At 43.5% G+C, this 24,435-nt stretch carries 30 protein-coding genes; all 30 read left to right on the top strand.

Annotation, left to right across the window (positions count from 1 at the left end):
• The first annotated feature begins 137 nt into the window (after positions 1–137).
• A complete protein-coding gene (rpoB, locus tag K370_RS08970) occupies positions 138–4,310 on the top strand; it encodes a DNA-directed RNA polymerase subunit beta (RefSeq protein WP_047540999.1) in 4,173 nt (1,390 codons plus the stop codon).
• An 11-nt stretch (positions 4,311–4,321) separates the two neighbouring features.
• Positions 4,322–8,581: a DNA-directed RNA polymerase subunit beta' gene (rpoC, locus tag K370_RS08975; protein WP_047541000.1), complete on the top strand. Its 4,260-nt coding sequence runs from the start codon at positions 4,322–4,324 to the stop codon at positions 8,579–8,581.
• A gap of 209 nt (positions 8,582–8,790) precedes the next feature.
• Positions 8,791–9,180, top strand: a complete 390-nt coding sequence (rpsL, locus tag K370_RS08980; protein ID WP_020166884.1) for a 30S ribosomal protein S12 — start codon at positions 8,791–8,793, stop codon at positions 9,178–9,180.
• 83 nt (positions 9,181–9,263) lie between these two features.
• Positions 9,264–9,734, top strand: coding sequence for a 30S ribosomal protein S7 (gene rpsG / locus K370_RS08985; RefSeq protein WP_047541002.1), 471 nt, complete (start codon positions 9,264–9,266; stop codon positions 9,732–9,734).
• A 97-nt stretch (positions 9,735–9,831) separates the two neighbouring features.
• Positions 9,832–11,925 (top strand): elongation factor G, encoded by a 2,094-nt coding sequence (fusA, locus tag K370_RS08990; protein WP_047541003.1) that lies wholly within the window; start codon positions 9,832–9,834, stop codon positions 11,923–11,925.
• Between the two features lie 46 nt (positions 11,926–11,971).
• Complete coding sequence (gene tuf, locus K370_RS08995) at positions 11,972–13,162, top strand: elongation factor Tu (protein WP_047540989.1); 1,191 nt, start codon at positions 11,972–11,974, stop codon at positions 13,160–13,162.
• A 67-nt stretch (positions 13,163–13,229) separates the two neighbouring features.
• The gene (rpsJ, locus tag K370_RS09000; protein ID WP_020166880.1) at positions 13,230–13,538 is read left to right on the top strand and encodes a 30S ribosomal protein S10; all 309 of its coding nucleotides are present in this window, start codon (positions 13,230–13,232) and stop codon (positions 13,536–13,538) included.
• A 138-nt stretch (positions 13,539–13,676) separates the two neighbouring features.
• The gene (gene rplC / locus K370_RS09005; protein ID WP_047541004.1) at positions 13,677–14,342 is read left to right on the top strand and encodes a 50S ribosomal protein L3; all 666 of its coding nucleotides are present in this window, start codon (positions 13,677–13,679) and stop codon (positions 14,340–14,342) included.
• The gene (rplD, locus tag K370_RS09010) at positions 14,342–14,968 is read left to right on the top strand and encodes a 50S ribosomal protein L4 (protein ID WP_047541005.1); all 627 of its coding nucleotides are present in this window, start codon (positions 14,342–14,344) and stop codon (positions 14,966–14,968) included. The genes rplC and rplD overlap by 1 nt, the downstream gene beginning before the upstream one ends.
• Positions 14,965–15,279, top strand: coding sequence for a 50S ribosomal protein L23 (rplW, locus tag K370_RS09015; RefSeq protein ID WP_047541006.1), 315 nt, complete (start codon positions 14,965–14,967; stop codon positions 15,277–15,279). The genes rplD and rplW overlap by 4 nt, the downstream gene beginning before the upstream one ends.
• Before the next feature lie 11 nt (positions 15,280–15,290).
• Positions 15,291–16,124, top strand: a complete 834-nt coding sequence (gene rplB / locus K370_RS09020; RefSeq protein WP_047541007.1) for a 50S ribosomal protein L2 — start codon at positions 15,291–15,293, stop codon at positions 16,122–16,124.
• 4 nt (positions 16,125–16,128) lie between these two features.
• Positions 16,129–16,404 (top strand): 30S ribosomal protein S19, encoded by a 276-nt coding sequence (rpsS, locus tag K370_RS09025; protein ID WP_047541012.1) that lies wholly within the window; start codon positions 16,129–16,131, stop codon positions 16,402–16,404.
• Positions 16,405–16,413: 9 nt separating this feature from the next.
• The gene (rplV, locus tag K370_RS09030; protein ID WP_047541014.1) at positions 16,414–16,743 is read left to right on the top strand and encodes a 50S ribosomal protein L22; all 330 of its coding nucleotides are present in this window, start codon (positions 16,414–16,416) and stop codon (positions 16,741–16,743) included.
• A gap of 9 nt (positions 16,744–16,752) precedes the next feature.
• Positions 16,753–17,487: a 30S ribosomal protein S3 gene (rpsC, locus tag K370_RS09035; RefSeq protein WP_047541016.1), complete on the top strand. Its 735-nt coding sequence runs from the start codon at positions 16,753–16,755 to the stop codon at positions 17,485–17,487.
• Entirely contained in the window at positions 17,471–17,887 is a 417-nt protein-coding gene (gene rplP / locus K370_RS09040; protein WP_020166872.1) for a 50S ribosomal protein L16, read from the top strand. The genes rpsC and rplP overlap by 17 nt, the downstream gene beginning before the upstream one ends.
• A gap of 16 nt (positions 17,888–17,903) precedes the next feature.
• Complete coding sequence (rpmC, locus tag K370_RS09045; RefSeq protein ID WP_020166871.1) at positions 17,904–18,098, top strand: 50S ribosomal protein L29; 195 nt, start codon at positions 17,904–17,906, stop codon at positions 18,096–18,098.
• A gap of 2 nt (positions 18,099–18,100) precedes the next feature.
• On the top strand, positions 18,101–18,373 hold the full coding sequence (gene rpsQ / locus K370_RS09050) for a 30S ribosomal protein S17 (RefSeq protein ID WP_047541018.1): 273 nt from the start codon (positions 18,101–18,103) through the stop codon (positions 18,371–18,373).
• 211 nt (positions 18,374–18,584) lie between these two features.
• Complete coding sequence (gene rplN, locus K370_RS09055) at positions 18,585–18,953, top strand: 50S ribosomal protein L14 (protein ID WP_047541020.1); 369 nt, start codon at positions 18,585–18,587, stop codon at positions 18,951–18,953.
• Positions 18,954–18,969: 16 nt separating this feature from the next.
• Positions 18,970–19,287, top strand: coding sequence for a 50S ribosomal protein L24 (gene rplX / locus K370_RS09060; protein ID WP_047541022.1), 318 nt, complete (start codon positions 18,970–18,972; stop codon positions 19,285–19,287).
• 8 nt (positions 19,288–19,295) lie between these two features.
• The gene (gene rplE, locus K370_RS09065) at positions 19,296–19,835 is read left to right on the top strand and encodes a 50S ribosomal protein L5 (protein ID WP_047541024.1); all 540 of its coding nucleotides are present in this window, start codon (positions 19,296–19,298) and stop codon (positions 19,833–19,835) included.
• Between the two features lie 3 nt (positions 19,836–19,838).
• Positions 19,839–20,144: a 30S ribosomal protein S14 gene (rpsN, locus tag K370_RS09070; RefSeq protein WP_047541026.1), complete on the top strand. Its 306-nt coding sequence runs from the start codon at positions 19,839–19,841 to the stop codon at positions 20,142–20,144.
• A gap of 14 nt (positions 20,145–20,158) precedes the next feature.
• On the top strand, positions 20,159–20,554 hold the full coding sequence (rpsH, locus tag K370_RS09075; protein ID WP_047541028.1) for a 30S ribosomal protein S8: 396 nt from the start codon (positions 20,159–20,161) through the stop codon (positions 20,552–20,554).
• A 10-nt stretch (positions 20,555–20,564) separates the two neighbouring features.
• Positions 20,565–21,098 (top strand): 50S ribosomal protein L6, encoded by a 534-nt coding sequence (gene rplF / locus K370_RS09080; protein WP_047541030.1) that lies wholly within the window; start codon positions 20,565–20,567, stop codon positions 21,096–21,098.
• 17 nt (positions 21,099–21,115) lie between these two features.
• Positions 21,116–21,469, top strand: coding sequence for a 50S ribosomal protein L18 (gene rplR, locus K370_RS09085; RefSeq protein WP_047541032.1), 354 nt, complete (start codon positions 21,116–21,118; stop codon positions 21,467–21,469).
• Between the two features lie 15 nt (positions 21,470–21,484).
• Positions 21,485–21,994, top strand: coding sequence for a 30S ribosomal protein S5 (gene rpsE, locus K370_RS09090; protein WP_047541034.1), 510 nt, complete (start codon positions 21,485–21,487; stop codon positions 21,992–21,994).
• A 2-nt stretch (positions 21,995–21,996) separates the two neighbouring features.
• Positions 21,997–22,194, top strand: coding sequence for a 50S ribosomal protein L30 (gene rpmD, locus K370_RS09095; protein ID WP_047541036.1), 198 nt, complete (start codon positions 21,997–21,999; stop codon positions 22,192–22,194).
• Positions 22,194–22,634, top strand: a complete 441-nt coding sequence (rplO, locus tag K370_RS09100) for a 50S ribosomal protein L15 (protein WP_047541038.1) — start codon at positions 22,194–22,196, stop codon at positions 22,632–22,634. The genes rpmD and rplO overlap by 1 nt, the downstream gene beginning before the upstream one ends.
• Before the next feature lie 22 nt (positions 22,635–22,656).
• Positions 22,657–23,976: a preprotein translocase subunit SecY gene (secY, locus tag K370_RS09105; protein WP_047541040.1), complete on the top strand. Its 1,320-nt coding sequence runs from the start codon at positions 22,657–22,659 to the stop codon at positions 23,974–23,976.
• Positions 23,977–23,985: 9 nt separating this feature from the next.
• Entirely contained in the window at positions 23,986–24,204 is a 219-nt protein-coding gene (gene infA, locus K370_RS09110) for a translation initiation factor IF-1 (protein ID WP_047541042.1), read from the top strand.
• A gap of 46 nt (positions 24,205–24,250) precedes the next feature.
• On the top strand, positions 24,251–24,364 hold the full coding sequence (rpmJ, locus tag K370_RS12125) for a 50S ribosomal protein L36 (RefSeq protein ID WP_013147060.1): 114 nt from the start codon (positions 24,251–24,253) through the stop codon (positions 24,362–24,364).
• Positions 24,365–24,435: the final 71 nt, after the last annotated feature.

A 24,435-nucleotide genomic window follows, 5' to 3' on the forward strand; every position in this document is an offset into this window, starting at 1 on the left:
ACAAATTGTAACGATTTTTTGCCTCAATTTAATCGTTAACTAAAAATCTAATCATTGAAAATAATGATGTTAGAAATCAAAACATTGAAATGGATGAAAGTGTTTTGTCTTCTACCCTCAAAATATCAGGAGACGCTATGAGCTATTCCTTTACCGAAAAAAAACGCATTCGCAAAAGCTTTGCCAAACGTGAAAGTGTGCAAGAGATTCCTTACTTGCTCGCGATGCAGTTAGAGTCTTACAAAGCATTTTTACAAGCTGAAATTCCAGCAGACAAACGCGCCAATAATGGATTGGAGTCTACTTTTAGCTCTGTATTCCCTATTGTCAGCCATTCTGGCAATGCACGTTTGGATTATGTTAGCTATCAACTAGGCGCTGAGCCATTTGACGTGAAAGAATGTCAACAACGTGGTTTAACCTACGCTGCGCCATTGCGCGTTAAAGTGCGCTTAACCATCATGGATAAAGAGGCTTCTAAGCCGACTGTGAAGGAAGTGAAAGAGCAAGAAGTCTACATGGGCGAATTGCCTTTGATGACTGAAAATGGCTCATTCGTGATTAACGGTACTGAGCGTGTGATTGTTTCGCAATTACATCGTAGTCCAGGCGTGTTCTTTGAGCATGACCGTGGTAAAACGCATTCATCCGGTAAATTGCTGTTTTCAGCACGTATTATTCCTTACCGTGGTTCATGGTTAGACTTTGAGTTCGACCCTAAAGATTACCTATATTTCCGCGTTGACCGTCGCCGTAAAATGCCTGTAACCATTTTACTTAAAGCATTGGGTTACACGCCAGAACAGATTCTACAAACATTTAACGATACAGATACCTTCCATGTTGGCCCTAAAGGTGTGGAATTTACTTTGGTTGCTGATCGTTTACGTGGCGAAGTGGCTAAATTTGATATTGCCGATAAAACAGGTGAAATTTTAGTTGCTAAAGATAAGCGTATTACCGTTAAGCATATCCGTGATATTGAAAAAGCGGGTGTAACAAAAATTGCAGTGCCGACTGACTTTATTTTGGGTCGCGCGATTGCCAATAACATCATTGATACAGAAACAGGCGAAGTAGTAGCCAATGCCAATGATGAAGTCACTGAAGCTTTAATCGAAAAATTGATTGAAGCAAAAGTAACTGAAATTAAGACTTTATATACCAATGATTTAGATCATGGTGATTTTATTTCGCAAACTTTGCGTATCGATGAAATCCCTGACCAATACAGTGCAAAAGTGGCGATTTATCGCATGATGCGCCCAGGTGAGCCACCCACAGAGGATGCAGTTGAGGCTTTATTTAAAGGTTTGTTCTTTAATGAAGATCGCTACGATCTGTCAGTGGTCGGCCGCATGAAATTTAACCGTCGCGCTTATCCAAACAAACAGGAAGAGCGTAGTGCAAACTGGATGCGCGCCTTTTACGAGAGTGTTGGTGCGCAAGGAGATGAAGGCGCCAATATCTTATCGAATGAAGATATTTTAGCGGTTGTCGGCGTGTTGTTAGAGTTGCGCAATGGTCGTGGTGAGATCGATGATATCGATCATTTAGGTAATCGTCGTATCCGTTCAGTAGGTGAGTTGGCAGAAAACCAATTCCGTGCTGGCTTGGTGCGTGTTGAGCGTGCTGTTAAAGAGCGTTTAAGCCAGGCTGAGTCTGATAACTTGATGCCGCATGATTTAATCAATGCAAAACCAGTTTCAAGTGCGATCCGTGAATTCTTTGGCTCAAGCCAATTGTCACAGTTTATGGATCAAACCAATCCATTGTCAGAAATTACGTATAAACGCCGTATTTCTGCATTAGGCCCAGGCGGTTTGACACGTGAGCGCGCAGGTTTTGAAGTACGTGACGTTCACTCAACGCATTATGGTCGTGTATGTCCGATTGAAACACCGGAGGGTCCAAACATTGGTTTGATCAACTCGCTGGCTTTGTATGCGCGTACTAACCAATATGGTTTCCTGGAAACGCCTTATCGCCGTGTGGAAGGCAATAAAGTATCTGACACGATTGATTATTTATCAGCGATTGAAGAAAGCCAGTTCATGATTGCGCAAGCAAACACTGAAATGGACGCCAAAAATGTATTTACTGATGACTTGATTTCTTCACGTTATCACAACGAATTTACCATGACGCAGCCAGATCGCGTGCAATATATGGACGTTGCGCCAGGTCAAATTGTATCTGTAGCAGCTTCATTGATTCCATTCCTGGAACACGATGACGCGAACCGTGCATTGATGGGTGCCAACATGCAACGTCAAGCTGTGCCTTGTTTACGTGCTGAAAAAGCCGTGGTAGGTACTGGTATTGAGCGTACGGTAGCGATTGACTCTGGCACAACTGTGCAAGCGCGTCGCGGCGGTGTTGTCGATTACGTCGATTCTGGCCGTGTTGTGATTCGTGTTAACGATGATGAAGCAAAAGCGGGTGAAGTTGGTGTAGATATTTACAACTTAACTAAATATACGCGGTCAAACCAAAACACGAATATTAACCAACGTCCGTTGGTGAATATTGGCGATAAATTATCACGCGGCGATATTATTGCTGATGGCGCATCAACTGACATGGGTGAATTGGCTTTAGGTCAAAACATGCTAGTCGGCTTTATGCCATGGAATGGTTATAACTACGAAGACTCGATTTTGATTTCTGAGCGTGTAGTTGCTGATGACCGTTACACTTCAATTCATATTGAAGAGCTATCGGTTGTTGCGCGTGATACCAAGTTAGGTGCAGAAGAAATTACGCAAGATATTTCTAATTTAAGCGAGCGCATGTTGGGCCGTTTGGATGAATCTGGCATTATCTATATCGGTGCTGAAGTGGAAGCAGGCGATGTATTGGTTGGTAAAGTGACACCAAAAGGCGAAACGCAACTGACACCAGAAGAGAAATTGTTACGTGCGATTTTCGGTGAAAAAGCGTCTGATGTTAAAGACACTTCATTGCGCGTGCCATCTGGCATGAGCGGCACGGTAATTGATGTGCAAGTGTTTACACGTGAAGGTATTGATCGCGATTCACGTGCGCAACAAATTATTGATGACCAATTGAATCACTACAAAACTGATTTGGCTGACCAGATGCGTATTGTGGAAGATGATGCGTTCGGTCGTATTCGTCGTTTGATTGAAGGTAAGGTTGCAACTGGTGGCCCTAACAAGCTGAAAAAAGGCGAAACACTCTCTGCTGAATATTTAGAGTCTGTGGGTCGTTATGACTGGTTTGATATTCGTTTAAGTGATGAAGAAGCGGCGCGTCAATTAGAGCAGTTGAAAGACAGCTTGAGTCAAGCGCGTGTTGAGTTTGATAATCGCTTTAATGAGAAAAAACGTAAATTGACACAAGGTGACGAATTGCCACCTGGCGTGCAAAAAATGGTTAAGGTTTATTTAGCTGTTAAACGTCGTATTCAACCAGGCGACAAAATGGCGGGTCGTCACGGTAACAAGGGTGTTATTTCAAAAATCGTACCAGTTGAAGATATGCCGCATATGGCAGACGGTACGCCATGTGACATTGTGTTGAACCCGCTTGGCGTTCCATCACGGATGAACATTGGTCAGATTTTAGAGGTACATTTGGGCTGGGCTGCTAAAGGTTTAGGTTTACGTATTCAAGAAATGCTAGAGTCAGAAGTTAAAGTGGCTGAAATTCGCAAATTCTTAGAACAAATCTACAACGACAGCACTGGCAAAAAAGAAGACATCAAATCTTACACAGATGTTGAGATTTTAGAGCTCGCACGTAACTTAAAATCAGGAGTTCCATTTGCAACGCCAGTATTCGATGGCGCAGCAGAATCTGATATTAAGGCAATGCTAGATCTAGCATTCCCGGATGATGATGCGCGTACTAAACAATTGCAGTTCTCTGCGGGTAAAACACAGGTGAAATTGTTTGATGGTCGTACGGGCGATGCGTTTGAGCGTCCTGTGACGGTTGGTTATATGCACGTGTTGAAATTGCATCACTTGGTGGATGACAAAATGCATGCGCGTTCTACAGGTCCATATTCATTGGTGACACAACAACCATTAGGCGGTAAAGCACAGTTCGGTGGTCAGCGTTTTGGTGAGATGGAGGTTTGGGCACTAGAGGCTTATGGCGCTTCATACACACTGCAAGAAATGTTGACAGTGAAATCGGATGACGTGAATGGTCGTACCAAAGTGTATGAAAATATTGTTAAAGGCGAACACAAAATTGATGCGGGTATGCCGGAATCATTTAACGTGTTAGTGAAAGAAATTCGTTCACTTGCTATCGACATTGACCTAGACAGAAACTAAGGAGAACAGACTTGAAAGCTCTATTAGACTTATTTAAACAGGTAACCAAAGAAGAAGAGTTCGACGCGATTAAAATCGCGTTGGCTTCACCTGAAAAAATCCGTTCATGGTCATATGGCGAAGTAAAAAAACCAGAAACCATTAACTATCGTACTTTTAAACCAGAACGTGACGGCTTATTCTGCTCAAAAATCTTTGGCCCTATCAAAGATTACGAGTGCTTATGCGGTAAATACAAGCGCTTAAAACACCGCGGTGTGATTTGCGAGAAGTGTGGCGTAGAGGTAACTCTATCTAAAGTACGTCGCGAACGTATGGGCCATATTGAATTGGCTTCGCCAGTTGCGCATATCTGGTTCTTAAAATCATTACCAAGCCGTTTAGGCATGGTGCTGGATATCGCTTTGCGTGATATTGAGCGCGTATTGTACTTTGAAGCATTTATCGTCGTTGATCCAGGCATGACGCCACTTACACGCGGTCAATTGCTGACAGAAGATGACTACATTGCCAAAGTGGAAGAATATGGCGATGAGTTTAATGCGGTAATGGGTGCTGAAGCTGTGCGTGAATTATTACGTACGATGAACATCCATAGCGAAATCGAGACATTGCGTGCTGACTTAGGCGCGACAGGCTCAGAAGCGAAAATCAAGAAAATCGCTAAACGCTTAAAAGTATTAGAAGCATTCCAAAAATCTGGTATCAAACCAGAATGGATGATTCTTGAAATCTTGCCAGTATTGCCGCCAGAACTACGTCCATTAGTACCATTGGATGGCGGCCGTTTTGCAACGTCTGACTTGAACGATCTGTATCGTCGAGTGATTAACCGTAACAACCGCTTGAAAAGACTGTTGGAGCTAAAAGCACCTGAAATCATCGTACGTAACGAAAAACGTATGCTGCAAGAAGCGGTGGATTCACTGTTAGACAACGGTCGTCGCGGTAAAGTGATGACTGGCGCCAACAAGCGCCCATTGAAATCATTGGCTGACATGATTAAAGGTAAAGGCGGTCGTTTCCGTCAAAACTTGCTTGGTAAGCGTGTGGATTATTCTGGCCGTTCAGTGATTGTGGTTGGCCCGACTTTGAAACTGCATCAGTGCGGTTTGCCGAAAAAGATGGCTTTGGAATTGTTCAAACCATTCATTTTCCATAAATTGGAAGTATTAGGTTTAGCAACAACGATTAAAGCGGCGAAGAAAAAAGTTGAAGAAGAAGGACCAGAGGTTTGGGATATCCTGGAAGACGTGATTCGTGAGCATCCGGTACTATTGAACCGTGCACCTACATTGCACCGCTTGGGTATTCAAGCGTTTGAACCTATCTTGATCGAAGGTAAAGCGATTCAGTTGCATCCGTTAGTTTGTGCGGCATTCAACGCCGACTTTGACGGTGACCAAATGGCTGTACACGTTCCATTGAGCTTGGAAGCGCAAATGGAAGCACGCACTTTAATGCTGGCTTCAAATAACGTGCTATCACCAGCAAACGGTGAGCCGATTATTGTGCCTTCACAAGATATCGTGTTGGGTCTTTACTACATGACGCGCGACAAAATTGCTGCACGTGGTGAAGGCATGCGTTTTAGCGACGTGAAAGAAGTGCAGCGCGTATTCGACCAAAACTTAATTGATTTGCACGCTAAAATTACCGTGCGTATTAAAGAGTTTGATGTTGATTTAGACGGCGTTAAAACTGAAAAAATAACTCGTTACGAAACAACTGTAGGTCGTGCTTTGTTGTCAGAAATTCTGCCAGCAGGTTTGCCATTCAGCTTTATTGATAAAGCATTGAAAAAGAAAGAAATTTCAAAATTAATCAATGCATCTTTCCGTAAAGTGGGTATTCGCGATACGGTGATTTTTGCGGATAAATTGATGTACACAGGTTATACCTACGCAACTAAAGCGGGTATTTCTATTTCAATCAATGACATGCTTGTTCCGCCAGAAAAGACACAGCTAATTGCGGCTGCTGAGAGCGAAGTAAAAGAGATCGAAGACCAATACGTTTCAGGTTTGGTGACTCAAGGTGAGCGCTACAATAAAGTAGTGGATATCTGGGGTCGTGCAGGTGACAAAGTGGCTGATGCCATGATGAAACAATTGCGTGAAGAAGCTGTGTTAGACGCTAACGGTAAACAAGCTAAAGATAAAGACGGCAAAGCGCTTAAGCAAGAGTCATTCAATGCGATTTACATGATGGCCGACTCTGGCGCGCGTGGTTCTGCGGCACAGGTTCGTCAGCTAGCTGGTATGCGCGGTTTGATGGCGAAACCGGATGGTTCTATTATTGAAACGCCGATTAAGGCCAACTTCCGTGATGGGCTTAACGTGTTGCAATACTTTATTTCTACGCATGGTGCACGTAAAGGCTTGGCTGATACGGCATTGAAAACAGCTAACTCTGGTTACTTAACACGTCGTTTAGTGGATGTAACGCAAGATTTGGTGGTCACAGAGCACGATTGCGGCACAACTGAAGGTTTGGTAACTAAGGCGTTAGTTAAAGGCGGTGAAGTGGTTGAGCCATTGCATGATCGTATTTTGGGTCGTACAACCGTGTTTGATATTCTGCATCCTGAAACACAGGCTGTGGTTTACGCGGCTGGTACCTTGTTGGGTGAGGATGAGGTTGAGAAAATCGACGCATTAGGTATCGATGAAGTGAAAGTGCGTACAGCATTAACTTGCGATACACGCTATGGTATTTGTGCAAAATGTTACGGTCGTGACTTAGGTCGCGGTAAGTTAATCAGCATGGGTGAGGCAGTCGGTGTGATTGCAGCGCAATCAATCGGTGAGCCTGGTACACAGTTAACGATGCGTACTTTCCACATCGGTGGTGCGGTATCGCGTGCAGCATCTGTATCGTCAGTTGAGAGTAAATCAAACGGCGTATTGAGCTTTACTTCTACCATGCGTTACGTAACAAATAACCGCAATGAGCAAATCGTTATTTCACGTAATGGTGAAGTGATTATTGCTGATGAAAATGGTCGTGAGCGTGAGCGTCATAAAGTGCCGTACGGTGCAACATTAACTGTTACCGATGGTAAAACAGTTAAAGCTGGTCAAGTGTTGGCAACATGGGATCCACATACCCGTCCAATTATTACGGAATATGCAGGTTTCATTAAGTTTGAGAACGTTGAAGAGGGTATCACTGTAGCTAAACAAATTGATGACGTAACAGGTCTGTCATCATTGGTGGTTATCGATCCTAAACAACGTGCGGGTCAAACCAAAGGTTTGCGTCCACAAGTTAAATTACTCGATGCTAATGGCATAGAAGTGAAAATTGCCGGTAGCGATTTGCCTGTAAACGTGACATTCCAATTGAGTTGCATTATTACGGTTAAAGATGGTCAGGAAGTGGGTGTGGGTGAAGTAATTGCACGTATTCCACAAGAATCATCTAAAACACGTGATATTACCGGTGGTTTACCACGCGTAGCAGAATTGTTTGAAGCACGTTCACCAAAAGATGCTGGTATGTTGGCTGAAGTGACCGGTACTGTTTCATTCGGTAAGGATACAAAGGGTAAACAACGTTTGGTGATTACCGATTTAGACGGTATCGCACATGAGTTCTTGATTCTCAAGGATAAGCACGTCACCACGCATGACGGTCAAGTAGTGACTAAAGGTGAAAGTATTGTTGACGGCCCAGCTGATCCGCAAGATATTTTACGTTTACAAGGCCGTGAAGCTTTGGCGCGTTATGTTATTGATGAAGTGCAAGATGTTTATCGCTTGCAAGGCGTTAAGATCAATGACAAACACATTGAAGTGATTGTGCGTCAAATGTTACGTCGTGTTCGTATTTCAGATGCGGGTGATACAAGCTTTATCTTGGGTGAACAAGTTGAGCGTGCTGATTTGTTAGCTGAGAATGAAAGAGTGATTGCGTTAGATAAACGTCCGGCAACATTTGAATACGTGCTATTAGGTATTACTAAAGCATCGCTTTCAACGGATTCGTTTATTTCTGCGGCATCGTTCCAAGAAACAACTCGTGTATTAACAGAAGCGGCAATTTTAGGTAAACGTGATGAATTGCGTGGCCTGAAGGAAAACGTGATTGTTGGTCGACTGATTCCAGCAGGTACTGGTCTGGCTTATCATGAGGCACGTAAGCGTGCGGCAGTTGCAGCTTTAACGCCAGCAACTCCTTCCGCCCAAATTGCAGCTGCAGAAGCATTGTTTGCTGATTCGACCGAAGCAGACGCTGAAACAACAATAGTAGAAACACCAGCTGAGTAAACTAAGCGTTTTAAATTAAGTGCAGTAAAAATGTGTCAAGATAAATTTTATCTTGACACATTCACTCGTGCTAAATAGAATACTCGGTTTTCTAGATTAGCCATGCTGTAACTGACTTATGGTCAAAGTTATAGTTAGTTTGTTGGCTAAATTTTATGAACAAGCATTTTTGGATGCAGATAAGAAATTTTTTATAGAGGTTATAGGCAATGCCAACCATCAATCAGTTAATACGTAAGCCACGCGCTAAAGTGGTTACAAAAAGTAAAGTGCCTGCACTTGAATCTTGCCCACAAAAACGCGGTGTATGTACACGTGTTTACACCACAACGCCTAAAAAGCCTAACTCTGCATTACGTAAAGTTGCCAAGGTGCGCTTAACCAATGGCTACGAAGTAATTAGCTACATTGGTGGTGAAGGCCATAACTTGCAAGAGCATAGCGTGGTATTGCTGCGCGGCGGTCGTGTAAAAGACTTGCCAGGTGTGCGTTACCATATGGTGCGTGGTAGTTTGGATACGGCTGGTGTTAAAGACCGTAAACAATCACGTTCTAAATACGGTGCTAAACGTCCTAAAGAAGGTAAAGCAGCTAAATAATTAGCGGTTAATTAAGGCGGCTTGAAATAGCCTTGTCAGCGCTGTTGCCGACTAAAATATATACAAAGAGAATTGAGAATAGTATGCCAAGACGTAGAGAAGTTCCCAAGCGCCACATTTTGCCAGATCCTAAATTTGGTAGCACTGAAGTGTCTAAATTTGTAAATGTACTGATGACAGGCGGTAAAAAATCTGTTGCTGAGCGTATTTTATACGGCGCGTTTGATCAGGTAACTGGTAAGACTAGCAAAGATGCTTTAGAAGTATTTACTTTGGCGTTAACAAACCTGCGTCCGCTGGTTGAGGTTAAGAGTCGCCGTGTTGGTGGTGCCAACTATCAAGTGCCAGTAGAGGTTCGTCCGAGCCGCCGTAGTGCTTTGGCGATGCGTTGGTTGCGTGATGCTGCGCGTAAGCGTGGTGAAAAATCAATGGGCTTGCGTTTGGCGGCTGAGTTGATTGAGGCTTCTGAAGGTCGTGGCTCTGCGATGAAGAAGCGTGAAGAGGTTCATCGTATGGCAGAGGCTAATAAAGCGTTCTCGCATTTTAGATTTTAATTAATAAATGTATCTTTTTTCATAAAAGGTACATTCGTTTTTTATAAGCTCTTCATTAAGAATTTTAAGTGATAATATTTAAGCAAAGGTAATAACCGTGGCTCGTAAAACCCCCATTCAACGCTACCGTAATATCGGTATTAGTGCACATATTGATGCTGGTAAAACTACAACATCTGAACGTATCCTTTTTTATACGGGCGTTACTCACAAAATTGGTGAGGTTCATAATGGTGCAGCTACAACGGACTGGATGGAGCAAGAACAAGAGCGTGGCATTACGATTACTTCATCAGCTGTTACCTGTTTCTGGAAGGGTATGGACTTCTCTCGCCCGGATCATCGAATTAATATTATTGATACTCCGGGTCACGTTGACTTTACGATTGAAGTAGAGCGCTCAATGCGCGTGCTGGATGGCGCGGTTATGGTTTACTGTGCAGTGGGTGGCGTTCAGCCGCAATCTGAAACTGTTTGGCGTCAAGCTACTAAACATAAAGTTCCACGTTTGGCTTTTGTGAATAAGATGGACCGTACTGGTGCAAATTTTTTCAAAGTGGTTGATCAGATGAGAGCACGTCTGAAAGCGAATCCTGTGCCTATTGTTGTGCCTATTGGCGCTGAAGATACTTTCACGGGCGTTGTTGATTTGATTAAGATGAAGGCTATTATCTGGGACGAAGCGTCTCAGGGTATGAAGTTTGAATACAAAGATGTTCCTGCTGATTTGGTTGAAGTTGCTAACAAGTGGCGTGAGAACATGGTTGAGGCTGCGGCTGAGTCTTCAGAAGAGATGATGAATAAATATTTGGAATCTGGCGAATTGTCAGAAGATGAAATTATTCAAGGTTTGCGTGCACGTACAATCGCAAGCGAAATCCAACCGATGTTGTGTGGGTCGGCTTTTAAAAACAAAGGTGTTCAGCGCATGCTGGATGCCGTGTTAGATTTCTTGCCTTCTCCAGTGGATATTCCTGACGTTAGTGGTGAGACTGAATCTGGAGAGCCGATTACACGTAAGGCTGATGATGCGGAAAGCTTCTCTGCTTTGGCATTTAAAATGATGACTGACCCGTTTGTGGGCCAGCTTACTTTTGTGCGTGTGTATTCTGGTGTATTAACAAAAGGTGATACAGTTTACAACGCGAACAGCGGACGCAAAGAGCGTATTGGTCGTATCGTTCAAATGAGTGCAAATGAGCGTATGGAGATTGATGAAATCCGCGCTGGCGACATTGCCGCTTGTATCGGTCTGAAGGATATTACAACTGGTGAAACTTTATGTGCGGTAGATAATCCGATTATCCTTGAGCGTATGGTATTCCCTGAGCCGGTTATTCACGTTGCTGTTGAGCCTAAAACTAAAGCTGACCAAGAGAAAATGGGTATTGCTTTGGGACGTTTGGCGCAAGAAGATCCTTCATTCCGCGTGCGTTCTGATGAAGAGTCAGGTCAAACGATTATTTCTGGAATGGGTGAGTTGCACTTAGATATTATCGTTGATCGTATGAAGCGTGAATTCAACGTTGAGGCCAGTGTTGGTGCGCCGCAAGTTGCTTACCGTGAAGCGATTAAGAAGAAAGTTGAAGTGGAAGGCAAGTTTGTTAAGCAGTCTGGGGGTAAGGGTCAGTATGGACATGTATGGCTGATTCTTGAACCAAACGAGCAAGGCAAAGGTTTTGAGTTCGTTGATCAAATCAAGGGTGGTACTGTGCCACGCGAATTCATTCCTGCAGTTGAGAAGGGTTTGCGCGAAACTATCCCTAGCGGCATTCTTGCCGGCTTCCCGGTGGTTGATGTTAAGGTGACCTTGTTTGATGGTTCATACCATGATGTTGACTCGAATGAGAACGCATTTAAGATGGCGGCTTCTATCGGTTTCAAAGATGGTATGCGTAAAGCTGATCCAGTGTTGCTTGAGCCTATCATGGCCGTTGAAGTTGAAACACCAGAAGATTATATGGGTGATGTGATGGGTGATTTGTCATCTCGTCGAGGCATGATTCAAGGTATGGAAGACACTGCCAGTGGTGGTAAAGCGATTCGTGCTGAAGTGCCATTGTCGGAAATGTTCGGCTATGCAACAACTGTGCGTTCATTGTCACAAGGTCGTGCGAGTTACAGTATGGAATTCAAGCATTATGCTGAAGCTCCGCGAAACGTGGCTGAAGCCATTATGAACAAGAAATAGTCCATTACTAAATTAAATTTTAAAATTGAAATAAAAGGAAATAATCATGGCAAAAGGCAAATTTGAACGGACCAAGCCACACGTCAACGTAGGTACGATTGGCCACGTGGATCACGGTAAAACAACATTAACGGCAGCGATCACGACAGTGCTGACAAAGAAATTTGGCGGCGAAGCGAAAGACTACGCACAAATTGACAGTGCGCCAGAAGAAAAAGCACGTGGTATTACCATTAACACCTCTCACGTCGAGTACGAGACGGAAACACGTCACTACGCACACGTAGACTGTCCTGGTCACGCTGACTATGTTAAAAACATGATTACCGGCGCAGCCCAAATGGACGGTGCGATCCTTGTTTGTTCAGCAGCTGACGGCCCAATGCCGCAAACACGTGAGCACATCTTGTTGGCACGTCAAGTTGGCGTACCTTACATCGTTGTGTTCTTAAACAAAGCAGACATGGTTGATGACCCTGAGTTGTTAGAGCTGGTTGAAATGGAAGTGCGTGAATTGCTCAGCAAATACGACTTCCCGGGCGACGACACCCCAATCATCCATGGCTCAGCTAAATTAGCCTTGGAAGGTGACCAATCACCAATCGGCGAACCAGCGATCTTCAAATTAGCAGAAGCATTAGATACTTACATCCCAATGCCTGAGCGTGCGATTGACGGCACATTCCTGATGCCAGTAGAAGACGTATTTTCAATCTCTGGTCGTGGTACTGTGGTAACAGGCCGTATCGAACGCGGTATTGTAAAAGTCGGTGACGAGATTGAAATCGTTGGTCTTAAAGACACGGTAAAAACAACTTGTACTGGTGTTGAAATGTTCCGTAAATTGCTAGACCAAGGTCAAGCAGGCGATAACGTTGGTGTATTGCTACGCGGTACTAAACGTGAAGATATCGAACGTGGTCAAGTATTGTCTAAATCAGGCTCTATCAAACCACACACCAAATTCACAGCAGAAATCTACGTGCTAGGTAAAGATGAAGGCGGTCGTCACACACCATTCTTCAACGGCTACCGTCCACAATTCTACTTCCGTACGACAGACGTAACAGGCGCGGTTGAATTGCCAGCAGGTACAGAAATGGTCATGCCAGGTGATAACGTATCAATCACTGTGCAACTGATTGCACCAATCGCGATGGAAGATGGATTGCGTTTCGCGATTCGTGAAGGTGGCCGTACTGTTGGTGCAGGTGTGGTTGCTAAGATTATTGAATAGTTAGGTTTTAATTTTAATTAAGCGGCAGGCTTTAGCCTGCCGTTTCGCTCTTTAAAGGAAAAGTAAAATGGCAGCTCAAAAAATTCGTATTCGCTTGAAAGCATTTGATTATCGTTTGATTGATCAATCTGCTCAGGAAATCGTAGAAACAGCTAAACGTACAGGCGCAGTAGTTAAAGGCCCGGTGCCGTTGCCAACACGTATTGAACGTTTTGATATTTTACGTTCACCACACGTGAATAAAACATCGCGTGATCAGTTCGAAATTCGTACACACCAACGTTTAATGGACATTGTTGACCCGACTGATAAAACAGTTGATGCATTGATGAAGTTAGATTTGCCGGCTGGTGTGGATGTAGAGATTAAATTGTAAGTAATTTAAGCTTTAAATTAGTATTAAGTGTTGTAAAAAGTTATTGTAATAAAATCATGGGTTCGGTATAATCCGCGCTCTTTCACAGAAGTCGGTCAATTGTAATCGGCTTCTTTAACTAAAAATAAGGATACGATCATGAGCTTAGGGCTTATTGGTCGCAAGGTGGGCATGACCCGCGTGTTTACTGATGATGGCGCAAGCATCCCGGTAACCGTGTTGGAAGTTGTTCCTAACCGTGTGACACAGATCAAGACAATCGCGAGCGATGGCTATACAGGCCTTCAAATTGCTCACGGCGAGCGTCGTGCTAGCCGCATCAACAAAGCGCTTACTGGCCATTATGCCAAAGCGGGTGTTGCTGCTGGTTCTGGCATCAAGGAATTCAATGTTTCTGCTGATGTTTTAAGTGGCTATCAAGTTGGTGGCAGCATCACAGTGGAAATTTTCTCAGCAGGTCAAATCGTTGATGTGACTGGTACCTCGATCGGTAAAGGCTTTGCTGGCGCAATTAAACGCCATCATTTTAGCTCTAACCGCGCGTCGCACGGTAACTCTAAATCACATAACGTTCCTGGTTCAATCGGTATGGCGCAGGATCCGGGTCGAGTATTCCCTGGTAAGCGCATGCCTGGCCATTTAGGTGACGTGACAGTTACAACACAGAATCTAGAAATAGTGCGTGTTGACGTAGAGCGTAACCTATTGTTGATTAAAGGTGCGATTCCTGGCTCTAAAGGTGGCGACGTTGTTGTGCGTCCGGCCGTTAAAGTTAAGCTCCATAAATCTAAGGGAGCTAAATAATGGAACTCAAATTAATCGATAAAAACGGTAAAGCCGCTAAAAAAGGCGTTGACGTTTCTGAAGTGACATTTGGTCGCGAGTTTAACGAAGCTCTAGTGCATCAAGTTGTAGTTGCGTATATGGCAAATGCCCGTACTGCGACTCGCGCACAAAAAGGTCGTGATAACGTGGCACATACCACACACAAGCCATATGCTCAAAAAGGTACTGGTAACGCACGTGCAGGTATGAGCTCAAGTCCTATCTGGCGTGGAGGTGGACGTGCATTCCCTAATTCACCAAACGAGAATTTTAGTCACAAAGTAAACCGTAAAGCTTACCGTGCTGGTATGCAAACGATTTTGTCTGAATTAGTGCGTCAAGAGCGCATTACCGTTGTTGAAGAATTCAAAATCGACACACCGAAAACAAAACAATTTGTAGAAAAAATTAAAGGTCTAGGTTATGCCGACGGCGTTTTATTGTTAACAGACGGTTTTGATGAGAACTTGTATTTGTCATCACGTAACTTAACCAATGTTATGGTAGTTGAAGCGCAATTCGCTGACCCAGTTAGCTTAGTTCGTTTCCCTAAAGTACTGGCAACCGCAGGTGCAGTTAAAAAACTTGAGGAGTTGCTAGCATGATGACCGCGATTACAAAATCTCAAGATCGCTTATTGCAAGTGATTTTAGCGCCACAAATCACAGAGAAAGCAACATACATTGCCGATAAACATCAGCAAATTGCTTTTAAAGTACGCACTGATGCGACTAAGTTTGAAATTAAAGCTGCAGTTGAGCTTGTTTTTAAAGTTGAAGTTGATAAGGTCGCTACGATTAATGTGGGTGGCAAAATTAAACGCGCTGGCAAACGTATCGGCAAGCGTAACGACTGGAAAAAGGCTTATGTGAGCTTAAAACCAGGTCAAGAAATTAACTTCGCAGCGGGCGAATAAGGAGAGAAGATATGGCATTAGTTAAAGTCAAACCAACTTCCCCCGGTCGTCGTGGTGTAGTAAAGGTCGTAACACCAGATCTTTATAAAGGTAAGCCACACGCGCCGCTGTTGGAAAGTCAAAGTAAACACGCGGGTCGTAATAATAACGGCCGTATTACAACACGCCATCAAGGTGGTGGACATAAGCAACATTATCGCTTAATCGATTTCCGTCGTAACAAAGACGGTATTCCTGCGAAAGTGGAGCATATTGAGTACGATCCAAATCGTACGGCACATATTGCATTGCTTTGTTATGCTGATGGTGAGCGTCGTTACATTATTGCGCCACGTGGTATTGCTGCTGGTGCGCAATTGATTAGCGGTGCAGAAGCGCCTATCAAGGTAGGTAATGCATTGCCATTGCGTAATATTCCAGTGGGTAGCACGATTCATTGTATTGAATTGCAGCCAGGTAAAGGTGCGCAAATTGCGCGCTCTGCGGGTACTTCAGTGCAGTTGTTAGCACGTGAAGGTGCATATGCTCAGTTACGTTTACGTTCTGGAGAGGTTCGCCGCGTTCACGTAGATTGCAAAGCAACTTTAGGTGAGGTGGGTAACGAGGAGCATTCATTGCGTTCAATCGGTAAGGCTGGTGCAATGCGCTGGCGTGGTGTTCGCCCAACCGTTCGCGGTGTGGTGATGAACCCGGTTGATCACCCGCACGGTGGTGGTGAAGGTCGTACTGCTGCTGGTATGAATCCAGTCAGTCCATGGGGTATTAAAACGAAGGGTTATCGTACACGTAGCAATAAGCGTACTGATAACATGCGTATCAGTCGTCGTCCGAGAGGCGTAAGGTAATCATATGGCACGTTCAATTAAAAAAGGTCCATTTATTGATGGTCATTTGGCAAAAAAAGTAGAAGTCGCAGCCGCTGCGCGCGATCGTAAACCAATTAAAACTTGGTCACGTCGTTCTACTATTTTGCCGGATTTTATTGGTTTAACCATTGCGATTCACAATGGTAAGCAACACATTCCCGTGTTGATTTCTGAAAACATGGTTGGTCATAAGCTCGGTGAGTTTGCGTTAACACGCACATTCAAGGGTCATGCGGCTGATAGAAAAGCGAAGAAATAGAGGCCTATGATGCAAGTAACTGCAATATTAAGAGGCGTTCACCTTTCTCCGCAAAAAGCGCGTTTGGTGGCTGACCTTGTTCGTGGCAAAAAAGTAGATCATGCATTAAATATTTTAAATTTCACGCCAAAAAAAGGTGCTGAACTAATTAAAAAAGTGGTCGAGTCTGCAATTGCTAATGCTGAACATAACAATGGGGCTGATATTGATGAGTTGAAGGTTACTTCAATTTATGTTGATAAAGGCATTGTGCTTAAACGTATTCGCCCACGTGCAAAAGGTCGTGCGGGTCGTATTACTAAACCAACCTGTCACATTCATGTGACTGTCGGTAACTAAAGGATAATCATGGGTCAAAAAATTCATCCAATTGGTTTCCGTCTGAGTGTCCAAAAAAATTGGGCTTCACGTTGGTATGCCAATAGCAAAAACTTTCCTGCCATGTTGCAAAGCGACATTAAAGTACGTGAGTTTTTAAATAAAAAATTAGCAAGTGCAGCAGTAAGCAGAATCGTTATTGAGCGCCCTGCAAAAAATGCAAAAATCACCATTCACAGTGCCCGTCCAGGGGTGGTGATCGGTAAAAAAGGTGAGGATATCGAGTCTTTACGCGCTAGCTTGCAAGGTTTGATGGGCGTTCCTGTTCATCTGAACATTGAAGAAGTGCGTAAACCTGAGATCGATGCAACATTGATTGCACAGTCTATCGCTCAACAACTTGAAAAGCGTGTGATGTTCCGTCGTGCCATGAAACGTGCTATGCAAAATGCAATGCGCCTAGGTGCTCAAGGTATCAAGATCATGAGTTCAGGTCGTTTGAATGGTATCGAGATTGCGCGTACTGAGTGGTATCGCGAAGGCCGTGTGCCACTCCATACATTGCGTGCTGATATTGATTACGGTGTTGCTGAGGCTTCAACGACATACGGTATTATCGGTATTAAAGTGTGGGTATTCAAAGGCGAGATTTTTGCTGATAACGTACCAACACCAATTGGTGCTACAGCGCCAGCTGCTACTCCAGCTGCTGAACCAGAGAAAAAAGTAAGAAAGCCGAGGGCTAAAGATGCTGCAACCGTCTAGACAAAAATACCGCAAGATGCAAAAAGGCCGTAATAAAGGCATTGCAACGACTGGTAATAAAGTAAGTTTTGGTGATTTTGGATTAAAAGCAATTGGTCGCGGCCGTTTGACTGCACGTCAAATTGAAGCGGCACGTCGCGTCATGACACGTCACATTAAACGTGGTGGTCGTGTGTGGATCCGCATTTTCCCAGATCAACCAATTTCTAAAAAACCTGCTGAAGTACGTATGGGTAACGGTAAAGGTAGTACAGAGTACTACGTAGCACAAATCCAGCCAGGTAAAATGTTGTACGAAATGGACGGCGTTAGCGAAGAGCTTGCGCGTGAAGCGTTCCGTTTGGCGGCTGCTAAGCTACCAATCGAAACTACTTTCATGACACGTCAAATCGGCAGTTAAGAAAAGGCGAGCTAAAATGAAAGCTTTAGATTTAAGAGCAAAAAGTGTTGATGAGTTGAATGCTGAATTGATTGAATTGCGCCGTGCGCAATTTTCACTTCGTATGCAAGTTGCAACACAACAATTAACCAAAGTAGATCAGCTAGGTAAAGTACGCAAGGATGTTGCGCGTGTAAAGCTTGTTTTGGCTGAGAAAGCGAAACAGGCATAATCATGACAGACGTTAAATTAGCGGAATCTACTAAAGTAGTACGTAGCCTTAATGGCCGTGTAGTGAGCGATAAGATGGATAAAACTGTAACGGTTTTAGTTGAGCGCAAAGTGAAACACCCATTAATCGGTAAAGTGGTTGTGAAATCGAATAAATTCCATGCGCATGATGAAGAAAACGTATGTAAAGAAGGCGATTTAGTGACGATTACTGAATCACGCCCATTGTCAAAAACAAAGACATGGGTTGTTAGCAAGGTTAATACAAAAGCGTAGTAATTATTGCGTAGCAAAGCGATTTTGGCCTTGCTACGCAATAAGTTTGTAAGTTATAATGTTGGACTTTTCGGTACTCGTGAATTCTTGGTTAGTAGTTTCTAAGATTCATAAAAGCTAGTACCCCAATACTGACCGTGGTCTACTGGCCGTTTTGATTAAATTCATGCGGCTGGTGTTGGTTTAACGGATTAAGTTGGAGATTATTCTCATGATTCAAATGCAATCTCGGCTAGAAGTTGCCGATAACACAGGTGCGCGTTCAGTTCAGTGCATTAAAGTGTTGGGTGGCTCAAAACGTCGTTACGCTGGTATAGGCGACATCATCAAGGTTAGCATCAAAGATGCTGCTCCGCGTGGTCGCGTAAAAAAAGGCGAAGTTTATAGTGCTGTTGTGGTGCGTACTGCCAAAGGCGTACGTCGTCCAGATGGTTCTTTAGTTAAATTCGATGCTAACGCAGCCGTTTTACTTAATAGTAAATTAGAGCCGATTGGTACGCGTATTTTTGGCCCGGTAACTCGTGAATTACGTACTGAAAAATTCATGAAAATTGTTTCTCTTGCACCTGAAGTGCTGTAAGGGATAAGGACAATATATGAGCAAAATTCATAAAGGCGACCAGGTCGTTTTAAATACAGGTAAAGATAAAGGTAAGCGTGGCGTTGTGCTTAACGTGCTTGAGTCTGGACATGTGGTTGTTGAAGGTCTTAACGTTGCTAAAAAGCACGCTAAACCGAATCCGGCAAAAGGTGTTACTGGCGGAATTATCGCTAAAGAAATGCCGATCGATATTTCTAACGTTGCATTATTTAATAACGCAACACAAAAAGCTGACCGTGTAGGTTACAAGATTTTGAAAGACGGCAAAAAAGTGCGCGTATTCAAATCTAACGGCGAAGCAGTGGACGCATAGGATAAATCATGGCGCGCTTAAAACAATTTTACAAAGACTCTGTTGTTAAAAGTATGACGGAGCAATTTGGGTACACTTCTGTCATGCAGGTGCCTCGCATCGAAAAGATCACTCTAAATATGGGTGTGGGCGAAGCGGTTGCTGATAAAAAAGTGATGGAAAATGCAGTTGGCGATATGGAGAAAATTGCTGGTCAAAAAGTAATTGTGACCAAGGCAAAGAAATCTGTTGCAGCATTTAAAATTCGTGATGACTATCCTGTTGGCTGCAAAGTTACCTTACGTCGCGAGCGTATGTATGAATTTTTAGATCGTCTCGTTACAGTTGCAATTCCTCGCATCCGGGATTTCCGTGGTATTTCTGCGAAATCATTTGATGGTCGCGGTAATTACAATATGGGTGTTAAAGAGCAGATCATATTCCCGGAAATTGAATATGACAAAATTGACGTGATTCGCGGTATGAATATTACGATTACTACAACGGCAAAAACAGACGAAGAGGCCAAGGCATTGTTGGCTGCGTTTAGTTTTCCTTTTAGGGGTTAAGACATGGCAAAAACATGTATGACAGAACGCGAATCTAAACGTCGCGCAACAGTTGCAAAATTCGCTGATAAGCGTGATGCGTTAAATGTAATTATCAACGATCAAAATGCAACATTAGAGGATCGTCGTGAAGCGCGTTTAAAATTACAAGCTTTACCACGCAATTCTAGCCCAGTGCGCTTGCGTAACCGCTGCGCATTAACAGGTCGCCCACGTGGTGTTTTCAGTAAATTTGGTATCGGTCGTAGCAAATTGCGCGATTTGATGATGAGTGGCCAAGTGCCAGGCGTCACCAAAGCTAGCTGGTAACGGAGGAATAAATTATGAGTATGAGTGATCCGATTGCCGATATGCTAACGCGTATTCGTAACGCACAAAGTGTTAACAAGTTGTCAGTTGCTATGCCTGCTTCAAAGCTGAAAAGTGCAATTGCTGCTGTATTAAAAGATGAAGGTTATATTGATGATTTTGCGGTAAGTGCAAATGATGGTAAGCCATTGTTAAGCATCAGCCTGAAATATTATGCTGGCCGCCCAGTAATTGAGAAGATTGACCGCGTAAGTAAGCCAGGTCTTCGCATTTACAAAGGCTCAGACAATATACCTAAAGTAATGAATGGTCTTGGTGTGACAATTATGTCTACATCCAAGGGTGTAATGACAGATCGTAAAGCACAAGCAGCCGGTATCGGTGGCGAAGTGTTGTGCGTAGTGGCTTAAGGAGAAGCAAATGTCACGTGTTGCTAAAAATCCGGTCGCTATCCCAGAAAAAGTAGAAGTAGTATTAAGTGCCAATAGTATTACAGTCAGTGGGCCTTTGGGTAAATTAACTCAGCCATTAACTGGCGCTGTTGATTTAAAGCGTGAAGGTGAAACAATTACATTCACTGCTGCGAATGATACTAAGCACTCTAGTGCAATGTCTGGTACGTTGCGTGCGCTTGTTGCTAATATGGTTCAAGGTGTTTCAGTTGGTTTTACTCGTAAACTTACGTTGGTAGGTGTGGGTTATAAAGCCAATGCGCAAGGCGCAGTATTAAATTTAGAGCTTGGTTATTCACATCCGCTAAATCACAAAATGCCAGTTGGCGTAACGGTGGCAACACCAACACCAACCGAAGTGATCTTAACTGGTTACGACAAACAAGTGGTTGGTCAAGTTGCTGCACAAATTCGTTCTTATCGTGCTCCTGAGCCTTATAAAGGCAAAGGTGTTCGTTATGCAGATGAAGTGGTTGCAATTAAAGAAACCAAGAAAAAATAAGTAGATAAGGTCAAACTATGAACAACGTAGATAATCGCTTACGCCGTGCACGTAAAACCCGTGCCAAAATTGCTGAGCTAAAAGTGACACGTTTAAGCGTGCATCGTACTAATACGCACATTTATGCGCAAATTATTGCTGAAACCGGCGATAAAGTATTGGCGAGCGCTTCAACAGTTGAAGCGGATGTACGCAAAAAAGTTAAGAATGGTGGCAACGTAGAAGCAGCTGCCGCTATTGGTAAATTAATTGCTGAAAAGGCGAAAAAAGCGGGTATTACTACTGTGGCTTTTGATCGTTCAGGCTACAAATACCATGGTCGTATCAAGGCGTTAGCAGATGCTGCGCGTGAAAACGGCCTGTCATTCTAAGAAGCGAGACAGATAATGGCTAGAGAAATCGAACAACAACAGCAAACCGATGGTTTGCGTGAAAAAATGATCACTGTAAACCGCGTCAGTAAAACGGTTAAAGGTGGTCGTATTATGAGTTTCGCAGCATTGACTGTTGTCGGTGATGGCGATGGCGCTGTTGGCATGGGTAAAGGCAAAGCGCGTGAAGTGCCGGTTGCTGTACAAAAAGCCATGGATGAAGCGCGTCGCGGCATGCTTAAAGTCAATTTGAATAACGGTACTTTGCATCATGCAGTTACCGGTGTTCATGGCGCGGCTAAGGTGTTTATTCAGCCAGCTTCTGAAGGTACTGGTATTATTGCCGGTGGTGCGATGCGCGCTATTTTTGAAGTGATGGGTGTAACAAACGTTGTTGCAAAATGTATTGGCTCAACGAATCCTTACAATTTAGTGCGCGCAACATTGAACGGTTTAGAATCAATGAATACGCCATCAGAAATCGCCGCTAAACGTGGTAAATCAGTAGAAGAAATTAGAGGCTAATCATGGCTAAAGCAAAAGTAGAAGCGTCAACCATTAAAGTGACGTTGGTTAAAAGTGTGATTGGTCGTATTGAGTCACATAGAGCGACAGTAAAAGGCTTAGGTCTACGTCGCATACGCCACACTGTGGAGTTGCAAGATACACCAGCAATTCGCGGCATGATTAACACAGTTGGTTATCTATTAAAGGTAGAAGGATAATGCAATTAAATACAATTAAGCCTGCAGAAGGCGCTAAAAAAGCTGCTCGCCGTGTGGGTCGTGGTATTGGTTCTGGCTTGGGTAAAACAGCTGGACGTGGTCACAAAGGCCAAAAGTCACGTACTGGCGGTTTTCATAAAGTGGGCTTCGAGGGCGGTCAAATGCCTTTGCAACGCCGTTTGCCAAAACGTGGTTTTAGGTCGCTGACTAAAGCGGATACTGCTCACGTACGTACGTCAGAATTAAATAACTTACCAGTTGATGTGATTGACTTGTTGGTGTTGAAGCAAGCTAACGTCGTATCCGGTAATGTTTTGGCTGCTAAAGTGTTTTTGTCTGGCGAAATTACTAAAAAACTTAACTTAACTGGTTTGTTGCTGACTAAAGGCGCACGCGCCGCAGTTGAAGCAGCTGGCGGTAAAGTTGTAGACGCTGAATAAATTATTAGATTAGAGAATCGTATTGGCTCAAGATAGTCTTTTAGGTGCGGTAGGTAAAATGAGTGAGCTGAAAAGCCGCTTATGGTTTGTGTTGGGCGCTTTGGTTGTGTACCGCTTAGGTGCACATATTCCAGTTCCTGGCATTGATCCTACCGTATTGAAGCAATTATTTGATTCGCAAAGCGGTGGCATCTTGGGCATGTTCAACATGTTCTCCGGTGGCGCGTTATCTCGCTTTACGGTGTTTGCGTTAGGAATTATGCCGTACATTTCTGCATCTATTATTATGCAGTTAATGTCAGTTGTTTCTCCGAAAATGGAGCAACTTAAAAAAGAAGGCGAAGCTGGTAGACGTACCATTACTAAATATACGCGCTATGGCACAGTCGTCTTGGCAACATTTCAAGCTCTTGGCATTGCTATTGCACTTGAGGGGCAGGCTGGTCTAGTTTTAGAGCCTGGTATGGCTTTTAGATTGACAGCAGTAGTGACGCTAGTCAGTGGAACAATGTTTTTAATGTGGTTGGGCGAACAAATCACTGAGCGCGGTATTGGTAATGGTATTTCTATTATTATCTTTGCTGGTATTGTTGCTGGCTTGCCACACGCAGTAGGATCAACATTGGAATTGGCTAGAACGGGTGCGTTCTCAATACCATTGGTGATGTTCTTGTTTGTTGCAATATTACTGGTGACAGCGTTGGTTGTTTTTGTTGAACGTGGTCAACGTAAAATTACAGTGAACTATGCTAAGCGCCAAGTCGGTAATAAAGTGTATGGTGGCCAAACAACGCATCTACCATTGAAGCTGAATATGGCTGGTGTGATCCCACCAATTTTTGCTTCAAGCATTATTTTGTTCCCAGCGACTTTGGCTGGTTGGTTCGGCAGTAGTGAAAGATTGTATTGGTTGAAAGACATCAGTAACGTATTATCGCCAGGGCAACCAATCTACATTTTGTTTTTTGCAGCAGCGATTATATTTTTCTGTTTCTTTTATACGGCATTGGTATTTAACCCAAAAGAAACAGCTGATAACTTGAAGAAAAGCGGTGCGTTTGTACCAGGTATTCGTCCAGGTGATCAAACCGCAAAGTACATCGATAGAATCATGGGGCGACTCACATTAATTGGTGCTTTTTATATTACTTTAGTTTGTTTGCTACCAGAGTTCTTGATTTTGAAGTTTAATACACCGTTCTATTTTGGCGGTACGTCATTGTTAATTATCGTTGTCGTCACAATGGATTTCATGACGCAAGTGCAATCACATTTAATGTCTCATCAATATGAGGGATTGCTTAAAAAAGCTAATTTTAAAGGTAGCGCCGGGGCGCGATAGCTTTGAGGTATGGCAAAGGAAGGCTGCATTGAATTGCAAGGAGAGGTTCTAGAAAACCTCCCGAATGCGACTTTTAAAGTGAAGCTGGAAAATGGTCATACAGTATTAGGTTATATCTCTGGAAAAATGCGAATGCACTATATTCGGATATTGCCAGGTGATAAGGTGACAGTTGAAATGACACCTTATGATTTAACAAGAGCGCGGATTACTTTCCGGGTTAAGTAAGTTTAAAAGTAAGTTATTTGAAAATTAAGTAGTGTAGGGGTTGATTATGAGAGTTCGTGCATCAGTAAAAGCATTGTGCCGCAATTGTAAAGTTGTTCGTCGTCGTGGTGTGGTACGTATCATTTGTACGGATCCACGTCATAAACAACGTCAAGGTTAAATTGTTTAGAACAGTTTGGTATTTGGTTGATTTTTTAGAGATTGAAAAAACAAGTACAAGCTGTTAAAATT

It is taken from the genome of Methylotenera versatilis 7, from assembly GCF_000799165.1.
Classification (GTDB): domain Bacteria; phylum Pseudomonadota; class Gammaproteobacteria; order Burkholderiales; family Methylophilaceae; genus Methylotenera_A; species Methylotenera_A versatilis_A.

What these genes read in the sequence shown, in the direction of transcription:
- rplR (WP_047541032.1), top strand. Translation starts at nt 21,116, where the DNA reads ATGAACAACGTAGATAATCGCTTACGCCGTGCACGTAAAACCCGTGCC.
- infA (WP_047541042.1), top strand. Translation starts at nt 23,986, where the DNA reads ATGGCAAAGGAAGGCTGCATTGAATTGCAAGGAGAGGTTCTAGAAAAC.
- rplX (WP_047541022.1), top strand. Translation starts at nt 18,970, where the DNA reads ATGAGCAAAATTCATAAAGGCGACCAGGTCGTTTTAAATACAGGTAAA.
- rpsC (WP_047541016.1), top strand. Translation starts at nt 16,753, where the DNA reads ATGGGTCAAAAAATTCATCCAATTGGTTTCCGTCTGAGTGTCCAAAAA.
- rpsE (WP_047541034.1), top strand. Translation starts at nt 21,485, where the DNA reads ATGGCTAGAGAAATCGAACAACAACAGCAAACCGATGGTTTGCGTGAA.
- rpmD (WP_047541036.1), top strand. Translation starts at nt 21,997, where the DNA reads ATGGCTAAAGCAAAAGTAGAAGCGTCAACCATTAAAGTGACGTTGGTT.
- tuf (WP_047540989.1), top strand. Translation starts at nt 11,972, where the DNA reads ATGGCAAAAGGCAAATTTGAACGGACCAAGCCACACGTCAACGTAGGT.
- rplB (WP_047541007.1), top strand. Translation starts at nt 15,291, where the DNA reads ATGGCATTAGTTAAAGTCAAACCAACTTCCCCCGGTCGTCGTGGTGTA.
- rpsN (WP_047541026.1), top strand. Translation starts at nt 19,839, where the DNA reads ATGGCAAAAACATGTATGACAGAACGCGAATCTAAACGTCGCGCAACA.
- rpoB (WP_047540999.1), top strand. Translation starts at nt 138, where the DNA reads ATGAGCTATTCCTTTACCGAAAAAAAACGCATTCGCAAAAGCTTTGCC.
- rpsS (WP_047541012.1), top strand. Translation starts at nt 16,129, where the DNA reads ATGGCACGTTCAATTAAAAAAGGTCCATTTATTGATGGTCATTTGGCA.
- rpmC (WP_020166871.1), top strand. Translation starts at nt 17,904, where the DNA reads ATGAAAGCTTTAGATTTAAGAGCAAAAAGTGTTGATGAGTTGAATGCT.
- rplN (WP_047541020.1), top strand. Translation starts at nt 18,585, where the DNA reads ATGATTCAAATGCAATCTCGGCTAGAAGTTGCCGATAACACAGGTGCG.
- rplF (WP_047541030.1), top strand. Translation starts at nt 20,565, where the DNA reads ATGTCACGTGTTGCTAAAAATCCGGTCGCTATCCCAGAAAAAGTAGAA.
- rpsJ (WP_020166880.1), top strand. Translation starts at nt 13,230, where the DNA reads ATGGCAGCTCAAAAAATTCGTATTCGCTTGAAAGCATTTGATTATCGT.
- rpsG (WP_047541002.1), top strand. Translation starts at nt 9,264, where the DNA reads ATGCCAAGACGTAGAGAAGTTCCCAAGCGCCACATTTTGCCAGATCCT.
- rplE (WP_047541024.1), top strand. Translation starts at nt 19,296, where the DNA reads ATGGCGCGCTTAAAACAATTTTACAAAGACTCTGTTGTTAAAAGTATG.
- rplP (WP_020166872.1), top strand. Translation starts at nt 17,471, where the DNA reads ATGCTGCAACCGTCTAGACAAAAATACCGCAAGATGCAAAAAGGCCGT.
- rpsH (WP_047541028.1), top strand. Translation starts at nt 20,159, where the DNA reads ATGAGTATGAGTGATCCGATTGCCGATATGCTAACGCGTATTCGTAAC.
- rplW (WP_047541006.1), top strand. Translation starts at nt 14,965, where the DNA reads ATGATGACCGCGATTACAAAATCTCAAGATCGCTTATTGCAAGTGATT.
- rpsL (WP_020166884.1), top strand. Translation starts at nt 8,791, where the DNA reads ATGCCAACCATCAATCAGTTAATACGTAAGCCACGCGCTAAAGTGGTT.
- rpmJ (WP_013147060.1), top strand. Translation starts at nt 24,251, where the DNA reads ATGAGAGTTCGTGCATCAGTAAAAGCATTGTGCCGCAATTGTAAAGTT.
- rplC (WP_047541004.1), top strand. Translation starts at nt 13,677, where the DNA reads ATGAGCTTAGGGCTTATTGGTCGCAAGGTGGGCATGACCCGCGTGTTT.
- rplO (WP_047541038.1), top strand. Translation starts at nt 22,194, where the DNA reads ATGCAATTAAATACAATTAAGCCTGCAGAAGGCGCTAAAAAAGCTGCT.
- rpsQ (WP_047541018.1), top strand. Translation starts at nt 18,101, where the DNA reads ATGACAGACGTTAAATTAGCGGAATCTACTAAAGTAGTACGTAGCCTT.
- rplD (WP_047541005.1), top strand. Translation starts at nt 14,342, where the DNA reads ATGGAACTCAAATTAATCGATAAAAACGGTAAAGCCGCTAAAAAAGGC.
- rplV (WP_047541014.1), top strand. Translation starts at nt 16,414, where the DNA reads ATGCAAGTAACTGCAATATTAAGAGGCGTTCACCTTTCTCCGCAAAAA.